The organism is Pseudarthrobacter sp. O4 (assembly GCF_050157025.1).
In the GTDB taxonomy this organism is placed as follows: Bacteria; Actinomycetota; Actinomycetes; order Actinomycetales; family Micrococcaceae; genus Arthrobacter.
On record NZ_CP189591.1, the window covers coordinates 1,392,738 to 1,408,609 of the forward strand.

Here is a 15,872-nt window from a genome sequence, read left to right on the forward strand (position 1 = left end):
TTCTATGTAAATCATGCATTGGAAGCATGTCTTTATGAGGCCTATTCTGGGCAGATGCCACGATTTCGCCCGCGCCGCAGTTCCACCGCCGCCGCCCGGTCAGGGATGCCGGTCCCCGCCGCCATCGACGGGGCCGCCATCGACGGCGCCGGATCCGCCGGCGGCGGGACTGCGGCCGGCGCCGGGAACCCGCCCTGGCCGGGACACTCCAAGGGGTCCCGGGCCTACGGAAAAATCCTCGCCGGACTGGCCTTCGCCGGCGTCGCAACCTTCGCCCAGCTGTACTCCACCCAGGCCGTCCTGCCCATCCTCGCGGCGGACCTCCAGGTGACGGCGGCCGAGGCCGCGCTGACCATCTCGCTCGCCACCGTGGGGCTCGCGGTGACCGTGCTCCCGTGGTCCTTCCTCGCCGACCGCATCGGCCGGGTCCGCGCCATGACCTGGGGCATCCTGGCCGCCACAGTGCTGGGGCTCCTGGTGCCGCTGGCCTCAAGTTTCCCGATGCTCCTAGGCCTGCGGATGCTCGAGGGGATGGCGCTCGGCGGGATCCCGGCCATCGCGATCGCCTACCTCAACGAGGAGGTCAACAAGGCCCATGCCGCCCTCGCTGCCGGAAGCTATGTCGCCGGCACCACCCTGGGCGGACTCGCCGGGCGCCTCGTGGCCGGACCCGTGGGTGAACTGTGGGGCTGGCGGGCCGCCGCCCTGGCCGTGTCCGTGCTTGCCACGGCGGCCGCGGTCCTGTTCCTGGCCCTCGTGCCGAAGGCGCGGGGATTCACGGCCGCGGCGGCCAGCGGCTTCCGCGGTGCGGCCCGGACCCTGGCCGGCCACGGGCGTAACCCCCGGCTGCTGGCCCTCTACATCCAGGCGTTCCTGCTGATGGGCGGCTTCGTGGCCGTCTACAACTACCTCGGCTTCCGGCTTTCGGGCGAACCGTTCAGCCTGCCGGCCACGGCCATCAGCCTTATCTTCCTGGCCTACCTCTCCGGGACGGTCTCCGCCCGCTGGTCCGCGGGCCTGACCCTCCGCTTCGGCCGGCGCAACGTCCTGCTCGCGGGCACGGCCCTCATGGTGAGCGGGCTGGCACTGACCCTCACACAGCTGCTGCCGCTCATCCTGCTGGGACTTCTGGTCTTCACCGGCGGGTTCTTCGCGGCGCACAGCATCGGCGCAGGCTGGACCGGAGTGATCGCCACGACCGGCCGCGCCCAGGCCGCCTCGCTCTACAACCTCGCGTACTATCTCGGCTCCAGCATCATCGGCTGGGCCGGCGGACTGGTCTTCCAGTCCCTCGGCTGGGCCGCACTGGCCCTGACCGTCATCGGACTGGCAGGCACGACGGCGGTGATCACCGCCGTCGTGCACCCCGCACCGGTGAACCCGGCAGCCGGGGCGGCGCCGGCAACTGTCAGCGGGTAGCCTCGATGGCCTGCACGAGGTCGGCCACCACGTCCGAGGGATCTTCCAGCCCCACCGAGATGCGCAGCAGGCCCGCGTGCGGCTTGGCGTCGGCGGCCACCGGACGGTGCGTGAGCCCCGCCGGGTGCTGGATGAGCGTGTCGATGCCGCCCAGGGAGACGGCGTGCGTGATCATCCTGACGGCGGACGGAATCCGCTCGGCGTGCCCGGCCGTTGCCACCTCGAAGGCCAGGAGCGAACCGGGGCCGGCCATCTGCGTCCCCACCAGGCCCTGCGGATCGCATTCGGGCAGTCCCGGGTAGAAGACCCGCCCCACCAGCCCGTGCTCCATCAGCGCGACAGCGACCTTTTGGGCACTGGCCTGCTGGGCACGCACGCGCACCGGCAGCGTCGCCAGCCCGCGGTGGAGCAGGTAGGCCGGCCAGGGCGTCAGGATGCCGCCCGTCACGGCCCGGATCTGGCGCAGCCTCGTGGTCCACTCCGGAGCCGCGGCAACCACGCCGCCCATCGCGTCGCCGTGCCCGCCGAGGAACTTGGTGGCGCTGTGCAGCACCATGGCGGCGCCGTGCTTGAAGGGCCGCTGGAGGACCGGGCTGGCAAAGGTGTTGTCGACCAGGAGCGGCACACCGTCCGCCGCAGCGGCCACCCGGGCGATGTCCACGAGTTCCAGGCTGGGATTGGCCGGCGTCTCCAGGATCACCAGGCCGGTGTCCGGCCGGAGCGCGGCATGGACGCCCGCCGGGGTGGTAAACGTGACCTCGTTGCCCAGCACTCCCGAGGCCAGCAGGTAGTCGCTTCCGCCGTACAGCGGCCGAACTGCCACCACATGTTTCTTGCCGGTGGCCACTATGGCGAGCAGGACGGCGCTCAGCGCCGCCATGCCGGTGGCGAAGGCCACCGCCTCCGGGGTGTCCTCCAGCAGGGCGACACCTTCCTCGAACCGGGCCACGGTGGGATTCCAGAGGCGCTGGTAGACGGTGCTCTGGCCCTCCACATGGGTGCCGCCGGTGGCCATGTGCTCATAGGCCAGGCCGCCGTCGTGCACCGAGGGAAGGGGTGCCGTGGTGGACAGATCGATGGGCACTGCGTGGACGCCCAGTTCGGTGAGGCCGTTGCGGCCGGCGTGGACAGCCAGCGAGTCTTGAGAAAGCACCTTGCTCCTTATGAATATTCACCATTGAATGCGGCAAGTATCTGGCAATAATTCGGGCTTTTATAGGGCCTGCGAATGGAAGTGCCGGAATGTGCCGTTTATGATGAACTGACAACACTTCAAGGAGGATCCGTGAGTAGCAGCGCGAAGAATATTCGGCCGGGAGTGGGTGCCGGCGAGCCGCTGGACGCGATCGACGAGCGCCTGCTTGCGGCCCTGGTGGCGGATGCCCGCATTTCCAACAAGCAGCTGGCTGAACTCGTGGGCATCGCACCGTCGACGGCCTTGATGCGCACGCGGGCCCTCTCGGAGCGCGGGATAGTCCTCGGTTTCGAAGCCCAGTTGAGCCTGTCCGCCATCGGGCGCTCGGTGCAGGCGCTCATTGCCGTCCGGCTCAGGGCCCACGACCGCGAGCAGATCGACCGGTTCACCGCCAGGGTGCCCAAGCTCCCGGCAGTGCTTTCAACCTTCCACACCTCGGGCTCGGTGGACTACCTGCTGCACATCGCCGTGGCCACCACCGAGGATCTGCGCGACTGGGTGCTGGACAACCTGGCCACCGATCCGGTGGTGGGCCACACCGAGACCACCCTGGTGTTTGACCACATCCAGGGCAATCACGGACCGCTGCCGGATTAGCTCCGGAAGCCGCGACCGTCAGGCGCGGCGGAGCGCCGCGCGGAGGGTGATCAGCGCGAGGGCACCTGCCGCGATCGAGCACAGCACCACGAAGCCGGCCACGGCCGCCTGCAGGCCGACCACTCCCGCCGCGAGCCCCAGCCCGATGACCGGGATGGCGCTGCCCAGATAGGTGATGACATAGAGGGTGCTGATGACCTGGGCGTGGCGTGGCGCCTCCACTTTTCCGGCGACGTCGTTGAAGACCGTCCGGAAGGACACGCCCTGGCCGACGCCGGCGGCAATGCTCGCCAGGATCAGCAGCCAGGGGCTGCTCCAGGCGGCGGCCGCGGCGATCAGCAGCACGGACACCGCCAGCATGCCGAGCCCCACCGGAACCACAAAGCGTCCGCGCACGGCCAGCAGCTGGCTCAGCGCCGACGAGCCCAGCGTCAGTCCCGCCAGCAGGCCGATCAGCGGCCGCGAGTCGGCGTGGACGATCTGGGCAAAGTAGCCGGGCGCAAGGGAGAGGCAGAAGCCGAAGACCGTGAAGCTCAGGAAACCCACCGAAGAGGCCAGCCAGAAGGCGCCGCGGGCCTCGCTGGACACGGACGGCCGGCGCGGCGCCAGGACGCTCAGCGGCTGCGGGCCGGTGGCCGAACTGATGGCCGGCCGGGCCTTGAGCAGGTACAGCGGCACCAGCAGCGCGACCAGGGCCAGGGAATGCAGGTAGTACGGGGTGGACGTGGGGCCGGGCAGGAGCGAGAGCACCCCGCCGATCACCGGGCCGGCAGCGACTCCTCCGGCGGATGCCAGGAGTGTGAACCGCGAGGCCCAATCGGGACGGCTGGGCAGCAGCTCGCGCAGGGCGGCGGAACTGGCGCCGGTGGCGAGCGCCACCGCGACGCCCTGCAGCGCCCGGCCGGCGGAGAGCATGAACAGGCTGTCCGCCGTGGCGAAAACGGCACCCCCGGCGAGACCGACGAGCACCGCCAGGACGAGGGCGGCCCGGCGCCCGATGTGGTCCGACCAGTGCCCGGCGAGTACAAGAGTGGCCACCAGCGCCAGGACGTAGGCGGAGAAGGCAACCGTGACGTCCAGGGCGGTGATGCCGAGCTTGGCCTGCAGCAACGGATACAGCGGCGTTGCGAGATTTGCGCCGACCAGCAGCGTGAAGATCACGACGCCGGCCATCACCAGCCGTGCCGTGACGGAAGCATCCCAACCCCAGCGATCAGCTGTGGCCGGGCGCATGCGAAGTTCGCTGAAGACAGTCATGTCCGTGCCCTTGCGTGAAACCGGACCGCACAGCGCCCGTGGTGTGGGGTGCTGCCCGTCCGGAAAAAGTTTGATACCTAAAGAATGAGGCATTCATGATCTAACCGGCCAATTTCTGTGCCAAAATTGATCAAAACCGTCAATCACAGGCCACCGAAGTGAACCGGAGTGATGATTTGAACAGTCTGGACCCTACCGACCTGAAAATCCTGCTGGAACTGATCCGGGATCCCCGGATCCAGATCGGCGAGCTCAGTGAAACCCTGGGCATCGCTCGGAACACCGCGCAGTCGCGGGTGCGGCGGATGCAGCGTTCCGGTTTGCTGCACGACGGCGGCCGGGAGATCGACCTCGAGGCGGTGGGCTACGACGTCGTCGCGTTCGTGACGATCGAGGTGAACCACCGGGAACTCGACGGCGTCGTGGGCGCCTTGCGCCTGATCGCGCAGGTCCTTGAAGTGCACGAGATCTCCGGGCGGGGCGATGTCTGGTGCCGGGTGGTGGCGACCGACACGCACAACCTCCAGGCCGCACTGCGGTCCATCCTCAGGATCAAGGGCGTCATCCGGACAGAAACCGTGCTGGCCCTCCACACCCACATCCAGTACCGGACAGAGCCGCTCATCAGCCGCCTTGCCCAGGGCAGCTCGCTGGCCCCCGGCCGCGCCACGTGACACGCCGCGCGGGGCGGGGCGGGGCAGCGCGTTCGGCAGCCCTTGCCGCCCATCCGCGCCGCGAGACAGGATAATTGGCCCGTGACTATTATCGATAACGCCGTCTATGTTGACGGCGTCCGCAGTGCCGAGCCGCAGAGCCTCGAGCAGACCTTCGAGACCCTGACCCGGCACGGCGGCATGGCCTGGATCGGCCTGTACCGGCCGACCGCAGCGGAGATGGCTGCCGTCGCCGCGGAATTCGGCCTGCACGGGCTGGCCGTGGAGGACGCGATCTCGGCCCACCAGCGCCCCAAGCTGGAGCGCTACGAGGACAACCTCTTCACCGTGCTCCGCCCGGCCCGGTACCTCGACGAGACCGAAACCGTGGAGTTCGGCGAGCTGCATGTGTTTACCGGCAAGAACTTCGTGGTGACCATCCGGCACGCGGAGACCGGAAGCGTGGCGCAGGTGCGCCGCCGCCTGGAGCATCGTCCGGAGCTCCTGGCCCACGGCCCCGAGGCGGTGCTGTACGCGCTTATGGATCAGGTGGTGGATGACTACGTCCCCGTGGTTGCCGGCCTGGAAAACGACATCGACGAAATCGAGGATCAGCTCTTCAGCGGTGACCCCAGGGTGTCCCGCCGGATCTACGAGCTGGCCCGGGAGGTCATCCAGTTCCAGCGCGCCATCCATCCGCTTCCCGCCATGATGCAGCTGCTGCGTCGCGGCTTCGAGAAGTACGAGGTCGACACCGAGCTGCAGCACAACCTCCGCGATGTGGAGGACCATGTGGAGCGGCTGATCTCCCGCGCCGATTCCTTCCGGGACCTGCTGCAGAACGCGCTCACGCTGGACGGGACGCTGACCGCCAACCGGCAGAACGAGGCCAGCGCGGAACAAAACGAGCAGGTCAAGAAGATCTCCTCGTGGGCCGCCATTTTCTTCGCCCCCTCTTTTGTGGCCGGCGTCTACGGGATGAACTTTGACCACATGCCGGAACTGCACTGGACGTTCGGCTACCCGATGGCGATCGGGCTCATGGCCGGCACCGCGGGACTGATGTACGGCATCTTCAAGCGCAAGGGCTGGCTCTAGGCGCGCTGCTGGGTCAGCCGGCGGAGCCTGGATCAGCCGGCGGCGCGCCGGTTCCGCGCCTGGGCCAGCAAGCGGGTAAACGCCAGGACAAACAGTGCCTCGAACAGGACCATGAGTCCGAGCCACCACCACTGTCCCTGCTCGACGAAGACGACGGCCCCGATCACCACCAGCACGGTCCCGAGGCACAGGGCATAGACGGCAAAGCCGATGGCCACCTTCGCGCTCCGCACGCCCGTCCGGAAGCCGAAGCCCTGGGGCTCGCCGCCGGGGTAGCCCGCGACGCGGTCGGGACCCGCGGGCTTGAGTCGGTCGAACTCTTCCCAGGGGTCGCGGTCCTGATCCTGCTCGGTCATGTTCCCATTATCCCGCGGATCCGTCCGTCCGGGGCTGGCACCGGCGGCCTGCCGTCACATCCGCCCTCCGGGGCACGCCATTCCGGTACCGGCCGGATCGGACCCCGTTTGAGACCGGCCAGCGGCCCTACGCGGCGCGCACATCGATTTCACCGGGGACGGCGCCATCGCTGCCGAAGACGAGTTGCCGGTTGGCGATTTTCTCGCTGAAGAAGCGGTCGTGGCTGACCACCACCACTGCCCCTGGGAAGTGAACCAACGCCCGTTCCATGACCTGGGTGCTGGACATGTCCAGGTGGTTGGTCGGCTCGTCCAGCAGCAGCACCGAAGCGCCGGACAGCAGGCACTGCGCCATGGCCACGCGCGCTTTCTGGCCCCCGGAGAGGTTCCCGATCTTCTGCTTGAGGTCGGACTCGGAGAACTGGAACATCGCGAGGAACCTGTTGACGGACTTCTTCGTGGCGCTGAAGGCCAGGCTGTCCGGCAGCGCGTTGACCGCATGGGAGACGGTGTCGGCGTCGTCGAGGTCCTCAAGCATCTGGTTGTACGAGACAAAACCCGGCCCCTTGGCCCAGGCCACCTCGCCGGAGTCGGCCTGCTCCTCGCCCGTGAGCACCTTCAGCAGCGTGGACTTGCCGCTGCCGTTGGAGCCGAGGACCACGATCCGGTTGCCCCGGCGGATCTCAAAGCTCAGGTCCTCGAACAGCACCTTCCCGCCGTAGGACTTGCCCAGCCCCTCCACCCGGCAGAGCACATCCTTCACGTGCAGGCCGCCGTAGATCTCCGTGACGATCTGGTCCACGGGCCGCGGCGTGCGGGACTTCTTGATCTTGGCCAACTGGTTCCCCAGCCCGCGGCTGGCGGCCTTGGCAGCTTCGCGGCGGTCGGCTATGCCCTCGGCCTCAAAGGCCAGCAGCTCGGACTCGTGCACGAACTGCGACTCGAGCGTCTTGAGGCGGAACTGCTTCTGCACCACATACTCGGCAAAGTTGCCCGGGTACTCATGCAGATGGAAGTTCTCCACCTCGATGATTCGGGTGACCACCGAGTCGAGGAACTTCCGGTCGTGCGAGACGATGATCGCCGCGCCCTTGAAGTCCCGGAACCAGCTTTCTAGCCATTCGACGCCGGCCACGTCCAGAAAGTTGGTCGGCTCGTCGAGCAGCAGCACATCCGGGCCTTCGAGCAGGATCTTGGCCAGGGCGGCCCGGTTCCGCCAGCCGCCGGACAGCTCGTCGATCGCGCAGCCCCGGTGGGCCTCGTCGAAGCCGAGGGTGGTGAGCACGGTGTCGATGCGCCGCGGGTAGTCCCAGCCGTCGAGGCGGTCCATGTCCTCGAACAGCGCCGCCTGGCGCTGGATCAGCCGGTCCAGCTCCGCGCCGGCCGGGTCTGCGGCGATGGACGCGTCGATGGACGCCAGTTCCGCTTCGACGGCCTTGATCTCGACGAACAGTCCGTCGAGCACTTCCAGAATGGTGGCTTCGCCGTTGAGTTCGGAGAACTGGGAGAAGTAACCCACCTTGGTGCCCAGCTCCAGCGTGACTGTGCCGGTGTCCGGTGTCACCTGGTCGAGGACCAGCTTGAGGATGGTGGTCTTGCCCGAGCCGTTCTTGCCGATCAGGCCGACCCTGTCCCCGGCCTCGAGGCGGAAGAACGCCTCGCGCAGGATCTGGGTGTTGTCAAAGCGGACGCTGACGTCTTGCAGCCGGATCAGGCTCATTGGCTGTCCTCTCGAGGGGTGTTCCTGGGGCGCCAAAGGGAAAGCCCTCCAGGCCGGCGGGTACGCCGGTCAGAGAGCCGCGCTTGTGGAGCATGTGACGGATTCCTCCGATATTCACTCCATTTTAGTTCACGCTATGGCCCCGGCTGTCCGCGCCGCCGTCACCGGCGGAGACCCCCGCGAGGAGCCCCTCCCGAGGCCCGGGCGTCGATTGCGGGTTCATAACGCATCCCCGGAGTCATGGACACATTGAAGGCCCGCTCATATCCTTATGCCTTGGGGAACAGCTCTCACGAGTCACGTCGGACACGGCAATCACTTTGGTCTCATTGATAACCAAGGAGTGCCCCATGGCCCGCCAACTATCCGCCACCGTACCTCTGCTCCTGGCCGTGATGATGCTGTTGACATCGTGCGGCCCGCAGGGCGGCACCCCGCCGCCGGCGGCAGAAACCACCTCCAGCGCACCCGGGACCGCGTCCCCCAGCGACACAGCCAGCGCAACTTCAACCCCGACGGCGACGCCGGGCACCCTGGCCCCGGAGCCTCCCCCGACAACCTTGAAGGCGGCCGCCCCCGCGACCGCCGAGGAACTGGCGGCCTACCGGGATGCGCTCTACTGCCCGACAGGAACACCGGAAGGCTGCCACAGTTATGAGAGCATGGCGGGCTACTTCGGCCATTTGCTCGGGATAGTCGCCCCGATGTTCGACGAGCGGTACGGCACGGTCAGCCGCCCGGCCGCCTTTTACTATGTGGCAGCGGGCGTCACAGGCCCCACGGCCTGCCTCAAGGACGACGGCACCCCTGACCCGTACAGCAGCGCGGACTACTCGTATTGCCTGACGGACCGGGCGATCTACACCGGCCAGGACGCGCTGTGGGCCCTGTACAAGGGCGTCGGCTACGCGGCGCCCGCCGTGGCGTATGCCCACGAATGGGGACACCATATTCAGAACATCATGAAGGTGCCCGAGCCGGAGACGCCCGAGGAAAATGCCCTGCTCGAGAAGCAGGCTGATTGCATCGCCGGCGCCTGGGTGCAGCACGCTGCACAGTCCGGGAACCTGTTGTACCCCGCGGATCTGGGCGATCTGAATGCCCTGATGGCCGCCGTCGCTCCCCCGGATCCGGGCGAGGAGCCAACCCCGGTGCAGGAACGGATCGATGCGCTCCAGCTCGGGTACAACAGCGGCCTTCCGGGCTGCAACTCGTTCTTCCCGGAGACTCCGGTCTACGCGGGATAGCCGGCTACCTGGTTAGTACGACTCGAATGTCAGGTCCGGGCTGCCGGCCAGCACGTCAGTCTCGGCGCCGGTGAGCTTGTTATTGATCGAGTCGATGAGGAAGTCCGGGCCGCCGGCGGCCAGGTTCGGGTTCGGCACGTAGGTCATCTCGACCTTCAGCACACCCTTCATCACCCCTTCAGCGTTCCCCTTCTCGGTCAGGGACACTGGGACGACAACGTCGTAGTCAAAGGCGACCCGATTGGGAACCGACTGGTCCATGGTGGCTTCCTGGGCGCCCCCGGCCTGCTGCATGGCTCCGGTGTCGCCGTCGATCTCCTGGATGAACAGGCAGTGGGTCTCCGGGGCTGCGGCACAGGCGGGCGAGGCCTTGACGGCATCCTTGCTGTCCGGTCCGGGCAGGGCAAACACGGCCCAGTTGCCGAACGTGGAAACGTCGCCGTCCTTGCCAGCGGCAATCAGCTTGGCTTTGAGGTTGTCGCTGAAGCGGTTGTCCCAGAGCTTGGCTGTGATGGCGTGTGAGCCACCGTCCTCGACCCACTGACCGGAGAGGCTGTATTTGTTGGTCACCAGCTCGGTAATGAAGTTTTGCGCCAGGGCACTTTGGATGGCTGCGGGGTCGTCCACGTCGATGCCGCCCTGGGGCTGGGCGTAGGGAACCGGCTCGGGCCCGGCCGCCGTCGGCGGCGGTGTCGGCGCGGGAGCGGACGTTGCTGCTTCTGCTTCTGATGTTGCTGTTGCTTCTGTTGCTTCTGTTGAAGCTGCAGCGGTGGCTCCCGCTGGCTCCGGTGCAGCGGCCGGAGCCACGCAGGCCGAGAGCGAGAGCGCTCCGGCGATGGCTGCTGCCGCGATGAGGCGGCGCGTGGTGAATTCCACCATGAAGGGCATTCCTGACTGTAGATGAGACCTGTCGTGCGGGCCCACCACTTCGGCCGCACGAAGCGGCGCAGAGGCTCCCCGTCCGCACTCTAACATCCTGCCGGTCCCGGTATTCACGTTCTTTGCGGACGATGTGCCTGCATCCGTCTGGCCGCGGCCAGACGCAACGACTAGGCTCCTGGCATGGGCTACGGGGGGGAACAACCAGCAGGGGCGTGCCGTCCGGGTAGCGAGCGCAGGGCTCATGATCATTACGGCCTACGCTCTCACCGGCACACTCCAGATCCTGGTGTGGAATCCGCTGGCTGCCGTGCCTGGCGCAACACTGGACGAAATCCATGCCGGTCTCAACGAAGCTAACGAGTCCCTGGCCGCACCCGTAGTGATTGCATGGGCAATCAGCGGAGTGGTTCTGGCGGGTCTCGTGCTAATCCGTGCGCTGACGCAATCTGGTTCCCGGGTGAAGGATGTTCTCGTTCTCGATCTCCTGCTTCTTGTGCTTGCAGCGCCGTCACATTGGTACGCCGCGTTCCCGGCAGGAATGGGCATTGCCGATGCGTTCGCAACGAGCGGGGGCGATCACACGCCGTGGGGCATGGTGCTCTACGGCATTAGCGCGGTTGCACTTTCGGCGCTTGTGGCGATGGCGACGATAAAGTCAGGCAAAGCCCCCCGAGGGTAGATGGCCGTATCTATGCCCGCGAAACGGTCGGCTCGCTACAGTTGCCCAGGACCACAATCGGGAACCCAGCTCTGGCGCCAACGTATTGCTCCTGCCGCAGAAGTGCAGATCGGGGCTCAGCGGGAAAATGACGCTCAGAAGGCTCAGGCTGCGCCGGTCTACCGGGGCCCGGGGGCGGACCGGTGGAGTGCCCCGGCGCGGGTGCGGAGGTCACCTGCAGCTATGCGCTGGTCTTCACGGGCCTGCGGAACGGAACCTGCACAGGCCACCGCGGCCGAATGGTTCGGTCGGCTTGTCGGGGAACGGTCGACGATCAGCCCAGTGCCATTTCGCAGCGATATGTTTTACCGCGTTGGTTGTTCCACATCCAAGGGTCACACGTGGTCGGTACCGTGGTACAGTCCGTTCACGGCCTTCCGCCCTCCGGGATCCGGGATCCGGGATTCTGGATTCTGGAAGACGCGGGCCGGTTCCGGGCTCAGCCGGAACGGGAACAAAGGAGTAGCCCATGTCGATGGACCCGTCGTCCTTGCCAGCATCCTCCGAAAGCCAAGCTCCCGCAGACCCGGCACCCGGCGGCCTTTGCCGCAATGACACTTCGGGGATACGCCGCCAGGCCTCGGCCATTATCGACACAGTGCTCTCAGACCCCGCGCCGGAGCAAGGCCGTGTCAGGGATCAGCTTCGCGAACACTTTGCCGCCCATCCCGGGCACCCGGAAACGGCGCTGACCGAACACCTGATTTCCCTCAGGTCCCTGACCTGGCTCCCCGCCGGCACCTCGAAGGTGCGGCCCCCGGCCGCCTGGTCCGCCATTCAGCCGCAGACCGGAACCCCTGCTCCGTCAGCGGCGGAGCGCGCCTCGCGGATCGAGGCGGTCCTGAAAGGCGGGATGCTGCTGACCGCTTTTCAGCCGATCTACGAATTCTCCACCGGCTCCGTTGTCGGCGTCGAAGCGTTCACACGGTTCGTCTCCGACGGGAGCGACAACGCGGACTACTGGTTCGCGGAAGCCGCCGAGGCGCGGCTGGGAAGCGAGCTGGAATTCACGGCCTTGGAGTCTGCCCTCGCCGCCGCGCAGCACCTGCCGACCCACCTGTACGTGGCGCTGAAACTGTCCCCGGCCACCTGCTTGGACCCCCTGCTGCCGGGCTTGCTTGAGGAATCCATGCTGGCCCCTGACCGCATGGTCCTCCAGCTCACCGACGCCCTGACCGCGGAGCAGCCCGCCGCCCTGGGCGCCGCGCTGGCACCCCTGCGGCAACGCGGAGTCCGGCTCGCAATCGACCATGCCGGCTCGTACTTCGACTCGATCCGCCATATCAGGCATCTCCAACCCGACATCATCAAACTGGACCGCAACCTCATCGCCGGAATCGATACGGACACCCTCCGCCATGCCTTCGGCGAGGCCATGGTCGGCTTCGCCGAGCAGCTCGGAGCTGCGCTCATCGCCGAAGGGATCGAAACCAATGACGAACTGGCAGCTGTCGCCGGTCTCGGCGTGACAGCCGTGCAAGGCTACTTCCTCGGCCGGCCCACCACCCGCCCCCAGGACTGGGCCCACTGGAACCTCCCGGCTCCTTCAAAGACGGGATCGGACATTTCTCCCCCAATAGCTTCGATTTGGTTTTGACCACGGTCATACAGCGACGAACCGCCCTCGGACGACCTGGCAGGCCTTGTCCCGGGTTTTGGCTCGTAGGCGCCCTGGAAAGGGCTGACGCCCTCCAGGGTGGCCCGCGGCAGTCCTCGGCGCCGTCTCAATAGTGACGGTTGCCGGGTTTTTCGCCTTGGCATCGGCCATGGCCTCACTGCGATCGATTTCCAGCCGGCTGTAGTCGCCTCGGTACGGCATGGACGGCGGCCCGGCGCGTCTCCACGGTCCGCAGGCCTGGGTACGATGAGCCGATGACACACAGCTATGTCCCCTTCGGCTGCAATTTCCGGCCCAAAGTGTTACCAAAGTGTTTATTGCAAGCACTCAAGGGTTCAAAAACCCTTGCAACCGGTGGAGCTAAGGAGATTCGAACTCCTGACCTCTTCGATGCGAACGAAGCGCTCTACCAACTGAGCTATAGCCCCGAAGCAACGCCGGTCCAGGAGGAACGGCGTTGCCGGTGTCCCTAGGCTACAAAGTATCTGCGTTCTTTGCCAGCCAGCGCGCGAATGTCTCGCTGCCGTGTCGCTCCTCGGGGACCAGGTTCAGGCCCTCCCGCAGGTATTTTCCCATCGGACCGGGCAGCGGCAGCCGCACCAGGTGTCCCCGGGATCCACTCGCCTGCTGCCATTCCCGCGCCAGTTCTGCCATCGCCGCGATCTCCGGGCCCCCGATGGTCCGGACGCGGTGCCGCACGCCCGCCAGCGGCACCAGCGCGGCGTCGAGCAGGGCCGTGGCTACTTCGGAGGGCGAGATCGGCTGGAACCGGGCGCCCTGCACCACCGGGATCATCCGGACCCCTGAGCCCGCCGCAAACACCCTCGCCAGCAGCGAATGGAACTGCGTCGCCCGCAGCGCGACCGTCTCCAGACCGGACCGCTCGTAAACCTGCTCCTTGACCGCCTTCGAACGGTAGTACCCCAAACCGCTCTTGTCACAATTGATGATGGACAGCACCACAGCCTTGGGTACCCCGGCGTCCTGGGCAGCGGCCAGAAGCCGCGCCCCGCCGTCGGCGAAGTTCTTCAGCGCCTTGCCCGACCGGCCCTCAAGACAGTCAATGACGACGTCGGCTCCGGCGAGTGCCGCTGCCAGGCCCTCCCCCGTGGTGACGTCGCCGCGGAAATACGTCGCTCCGTCGGGCCGGGCGGACGCGCCGGACGACGGCGGATTGCGGCTGAGGACGGCCACCGCAAGTCCGCGGGCAACAGCCTGGCGCACTACCTGGCGGCCCACCTGGCCGGTTCCGCCGGCCACACAGATTCGAGTCATGCCCCGAGGCTACCGCCAGGTACGCTCCCTGGGGCAGTCCCCGGCCACGAGAAAGCCCCGGGCGGCCGTGACGGGCTGCCCCGGGGCTCGGAAGAAGAAGGATTCAGGCGCGGCGGCGCTGGAGGACGTCGTCCAGGTTGCTCAAGGCGCGTTGGCCCTTCCCGACGGGCTTCGAGTCGGTGTCGGCGCTGAGAGCCGCGGACGATGCTGCCTGCTCGAGGCCCTGCTTGAGCGACGGTTTGCCGACAGCTTTGGGGGCTTCCGGCAGGTCGAGCGGCTCGGGAGCTGCACGCTCCGCTTTGGCCGCTTCCACGTAGGTGGGCTTGGGAACTTCTACCGGCTCCCAGCTGACGGGTGCAGATGCCGGCAACGCGGGACCCTGGCCTGCGCGGACCGATTCGTCACCGGACGCTGCCGCCTCGGCCAGGGCGGCCTGCCGGAGTTCCAGGGCGGTCAGCGGTTTCGGGGCCGGCTCGGCCGACGCAGCGACGGCCTGGGCATCGAAGAGAGGACTCTCCGCCCGCTCCGCTGACTCGCGGTAAACTGCCCGCTGCTGGGCGGACGGCGCCGGGGCCGTTCTCGCAGGCTCGCTCATGGCGGACCGGAAGGCCGCTTTCACTTTACGTCGGCGGTCACGCACGGCGAGCCGCCGGAGCAATACGACGGCGCCGATGGCGCCCAGCAGAGTCACGGCGGGCAGCCAGGCGGAACCCAGGCCGAAGAGTCGCAGCGCTGCCGAGATGACACCTGTGAGCAGGGAGAGCAACCCTGCCAGCGCGAGGGCCAGGCGCCCGTAGCGGATCCTGAAGACCGGTCCCGGCGCCGCCGGCTGCCGGGCGCCGTGGAACTCCGTGGGGCCCGTGGCAGGGCCGGTGCGCTGTGTACTGGTCATGGGTTTCTCCTGCTGGGGCGTCATCATCATGACCTTCCCGGCTTGGGGGTCTGCTGCTGCTATGTCGACGACATCCGCCAGGAGCTCGCCCGCAGGCTGCAACTGGTGGCGTCCGTTCCGGAGCACGTAGGGGGCCACCCACACGATCCAGAGCGCAACAGCAATGACAAGGATCACAGAGCTGCTAAGAGGGAAGTCCACAATCAAAACGGTATGAGCAACACGGCTGGCGGGCCCGCATTGTCCCCGGTGTGTCGCGAGGCAACCGGCAAATGACTTGATTTATGACGTTCCGGCTGGTCAGCACGGGGGCCGTCCGTTCACGACGGGCGGCTCTTGAGCCATCTGGCAACAAGGCCCTCGGGCACTTCCTCGGAGGTCAGCGCGAAGGTGCGGTGATCAGCCCATTCGCCGTTGATGTGCAGGAAACGCGGCCTGTAGCCCTCGTCCCGGAACCCGAGTTTCTCGACTACTCGCAGGCTGGGCGCGTTCTCGGGCCTGATGTTGATTTCCATCCGGTGCAGCCCGAGGGTGCGGAAGCAGTAGTCCGTGGCCAGCGCCACTGCGGTGGGGGCAATGCCCTGGCCGGCCCGCTCCTGGTCCACCCAGTAGCCTAGGGTGGCCATCATCGCCGACCCCCAGACTATGGAGGACACCGTCAGCTGGCCCACCATCAGCGGCTCCCGGAAACCGGGCGTCCAGGCCGTGATGACGAACGGCAGTGCGGAGGCCTGGGCGGCCTGGGCCTTGAGGGAGCGCACCATCTGCCGGTAGTCTGGCAGACCGCCGCCCGGAATCGGATTCGACGCCTCCCAGGGGGCGAGCCACTCGCTGTTGCGGGAGCGGACTTCCGTCCACTCCTTGCGGTCCCGGTACCGGATCGGGCGCAGCACGATGTCGCCGCACTCCAGCGTCACCGGCCAGTTGAAGCTGCCCCCCACGGGA

The 15,872-nt window shown here is 67.3% G+C and carries 15 protein-coding genes and 1 tRNA gene; 7 read left to right on the forward strand and 9 right to left on the reverse strand.

Going from position 1 to position 15,872, the window contains the following annotated elements; genetic code table 11:
* Nucleotides 1-54 precede the first annotated feature (54 nt).
* A complete protein-coding gene (locus ACQCSU_RS06290; RefSeq protein WP_426978881.1) occupies nucleotides 55-1,419 on the forward strand; it encodes an MFS transporter in 1,365 nt (454 codons plus the stop codon).
* Here ACQCSU_RS06290 and ACQCSU_RS06295 read toward each other — a convergent pair.
* The gene (locus tag ACQCSU_RS06295) at nucleotides 1,409-2,572 is read right to left on the reverse strand and encodes a trans-sulfuration enzyme family protein (RefSeq protein WP_426978882.1); all 1,164 of its coding nucleotides are present in this window, start codon (nucleotides 2,570-2,572) and stop codon (nucleotides 1,409-1,411) included. The genes ACQCSU_RS06290 and ACQCSU_RS06295 overlap by 11 nt on opposite strands.
* A gap of 132 nt (nucleotides 2,573-2,704) precedes the next feature.
* Here ACQCSU_RS06295 and ACQCSU_RS06300 point away from each other — a divergent pair, with 132 nt between their 5' ends.
* Complete coding sequence (locus ACQCSU_RS06300) at nucleotides 2,705-3,211, forward strand: Lrp/AsnC family transcriptional regulator (protein WP_426978883.1); 507 nt, start codon at nucleotides 2,705-2,707, stop codon at nucleotides 3,209-3,211.
* 18 nt (nucleotides 3,212-3,229) lie between these two features.
* Here the strand turns inward: ACQCSU_RS06300 and ACQCSU_RS06305 are convergent, their stop codons facing one another.
* Nucleotides 3,230-4,468, reverse strand: coding sequence for an MFS transporter (locus tag ACQCSU_RS06305; protein WP_426978884.1), 1,239 nt, complete (start codon nucleotides 4,466-4,468; stop codon nucleotides 3,230-3,232).
* A gap of 176 nt (nucleotides 4,469-4,644) precedes the next feature.
* On the opposite strand from ACQCSU_RS06305, the gene ACQCSU_RS06310 reads away from it, so the two are divergent.
* Both ACQCSU_RS06310 and corA read left to right on the forward strand, forming a co-directional pair.
* Nucleotides 4,645-5,142, forward strand: a complete 498-nt coding sequence (locus ACQCSU_RS06310; RefSeq protein WP_426978885.1) for an Lrp/AsnC family transcriptional regulator — start codon at nucleotides 4,645-4,647, stop codon at nucleotides 5,140-5,142.
* Between the two features lie 81 nt (nucleotides 5,143-5,223).
* Nucleotides 5,224-6,219, forward strand: coding sequence for a magnesium/cobalt transporter CorA (gene corA, locus ACQCSU_RS06315; protein ID WP_426978886.1), 996 nt, complete (start codon nucleotides 5,224-5,226; stop codon nucleotides 6,217-6,219).
* A gap of 32 nt (nucleotides 6,220-6,251) precedes the next feature.
* Here the strand turns inward: corA and ACQCSU_RS06320 are convergent, their stop codons facing one another.
* Nucleotides 6,252-6,575, reverse strand: a complete 324-nt coding sequence (locus tag ACQCSU_RS06320) for a hypothetical protein (protein WP_426978887.1) — start codon at nucleotides 6,573-6,575, stop codon at nucleotides 6,252-6,254.
* A 127-nt stretch (nucleotides 6,576-6,702) separates the two neighbouring features.
* Entirely contained in the window at nucleotides 6,703-8,295 is a 1,593-nt protein-coding gene (locus tag ACQCSU_RS06325; RefSeq protein ID WP_426978888.1) for an ABC-F family ATP-binding cassette domain-containing protein, read from the reverse strand.
* Between the two features lie 350 nt (nucleotides 8,296-8,645).
* On the opposite strand from ACQCSU_RS06325, the gene ACQCSU_RS06330 reads away from it, so the two are divergent.
* Nucleotides 8,646-9,542 carry a neutral zinc metallopeptidase gene (locus ACQCSU_RS06330; RefSeq protein ID WP_426978889.1) on the forward strand — a complete coding sequence of 299 codons (897 nt, stop codon included), beginning with the start codon at nucleotides 8,646-8,648 and terminating at the stop codon, nucleotides 9,540-9,542.
* Nucleotides 9,543-9,554: 12 nt separating this feature from the next.
* Here ACQCSU_RS06330 and ACQCSU_RS06335 read toward each other — a convergent pair whose 3' ends face one another.
* Complete coding sequence (locus tag ACQCSU_RS06335; RefSeq protein ID WP_426978890.1) at nucleotides 9,555-10,421, reverse strand: hypothetical protein; 867 nt, start codon at nucleotides 10,419-10,421, stop codon at nucleotides 9,555-9,557.
* Nucleotides 10,422-10,665: 244 nt separating this feature from the next.
* On the opposite strand from ACQCSU_RS06335, the gene ACQCSU_RS06340 reads away from it, so the two are divergent.
* Nucleotides 10,666-11,103 (forward strand): hypothetical protein, encoded by a 438-nt coding sequence (locus ACQCSU_RS06340; RefSeq protein WP_426978891.1) that lies wholly within the window; start codon nucleotides 10,666-10,668, stop codon nucleotides 11,101-11,103.
* A 508-nt stretch (nucleotides 11,104-11,611) separates the two neighbouring features.
* Nucleotides 11,612-12,739: an EAL domain-containing protein gene (locus ACQCSU_RS06345; RefSeq protein ID WP_426978892.1), complete on the forward strand. Its 1,128-nt coding sequence runs from the start codon at nucleotides 11,612-11,614 to the stop codon at nucleotides 12,737-12,739.
* 376 nt (nucleotides 12,740-13,115) lie between these two features.
* On the opposite strand, the gene ACQCSU_RS06350 is transcribed toward ACQCSU_RS06345, so the two are convergent.
* From ACQCSU_RS06350 to ACQCSU_RS06365, 4 genes are all read right to left on the reverse strand, one after another.
* A tRNA-Ala gene (locus ACQCSU_RS06350) sits at nucleotides 13,116-13,188 on the reverse strand.
* A gap of 46 nt (nucleotides 13,189-13,234) precedes the next feature.
* Nucleotides 13,235-14,035, reverse strand: a complete 801-nt coding sequence (locus tag ACQCSU_RS06355) for an SDR family oxidoreductase (protein ID WP_426978893.1) — start codon at nucleotides 14,033-14,035, stop codon at nucleotides 13,235-13,237.
* Nucleotides 14,036-14,138: 103 nt separating this feature from the next.
* On the reverse strand, nucleotides 14,139-15,104 hold the full coding sequence (locus ACQCSU_RS06360) for a hypothetical protein (RefSeq protein WP_426978895.1): 966 nt from the start codon (nucleotides 15,102-15,104) through the stop codon (nucleotides 14,139-14,141).
* Nucleotides 15,105-15,247: 143 nt separating this feature from the next.
* Nucleotides 15,248-15,868 carry a GNAT family N-acetyltransferase gene (locus ACQCSU_RS06365; protein WP_426978896.1) on the reverse strand — a complete coding sequence of 207 codons (621 nt, stop codon included), beginning with the start codon at nucleotides 15,866-15,868 and terminating at the stop codon, nucleotides 15,248-15,250.
* Between the last annotated feature and the right edge of the window lie 4 nt (nucleotides 15,869-15,872).

Excerpts from the sequence above, each read along its gene's own strand:
- ACQCSU_RS06330 (WP_426978889.1), top strand. The coding sequence starts at position 8,646 with ATGGCCCGCCAACTATCCGCCACCGTACCTCTGCTCCTGGCCGTGATG.
- ACQCSU_RS06320 (WP_426978887.1), bottom strand. The coding sequence starts at position 6,575 with ATGACCGAGCAGGATCAGGACCGCGACCCCTGGGAAGAGTTCGACCGA.
- ACQCSU_RS06355 (WP_426978893.1), bottom strand. The coding sequence starts at position 14,035 with ATGACTCGAATCTGTGTGGCCGGCGGAACCGGCCAGGTGGGCCGCCAG.
- ACQCSU_RS06340 (WP_426978891.1), top strand. The coding sequence starts at position 10,666 with ATGATCATTACGGCCTACGCTCTCACCGGCACACTCCAGATCCTGGTG.
- ACQCSU_RS06305 (WP_426978884.1), bottom strand. The coding sequence starts at position 4,468 with ATGACTGTCTTCAGCGAACTTCGCATGCGCCCGGCCACAGCTGATCGC.
- ACQCSU_RS06325 (WP_426978888.1), bottom strand. The coding sequence starts at position 8,295 with ATGAGCCTGATCCGGCTGCAAGACGTCAGCGTCCGCTTTGACAACACC.
- ACQCSU_RS06335 (WP_426978890.1), bottom strand. The coding sequence starts at position 10,421 with ATGGTGGAATTCACCACGCGCCGCCTCATCGCGGCAGCAGCCATCGCC.
- ACQCSU_RS06345 (WP_426978892.1), top strand. The coding sequence starts at position 11,612 with ATGTCGATGGACCCGTCGTCCTTGCCAGCATCCTCCGAAAGCCAAGCT.
- ACQCSU_RS06290 (WP_426978881.1), top strand. The coding sequence starts at position 55 with ATGCCACGATTTCGCCCGCGCCGCAGTTCCACCGCCGCCGCCCGGTCA.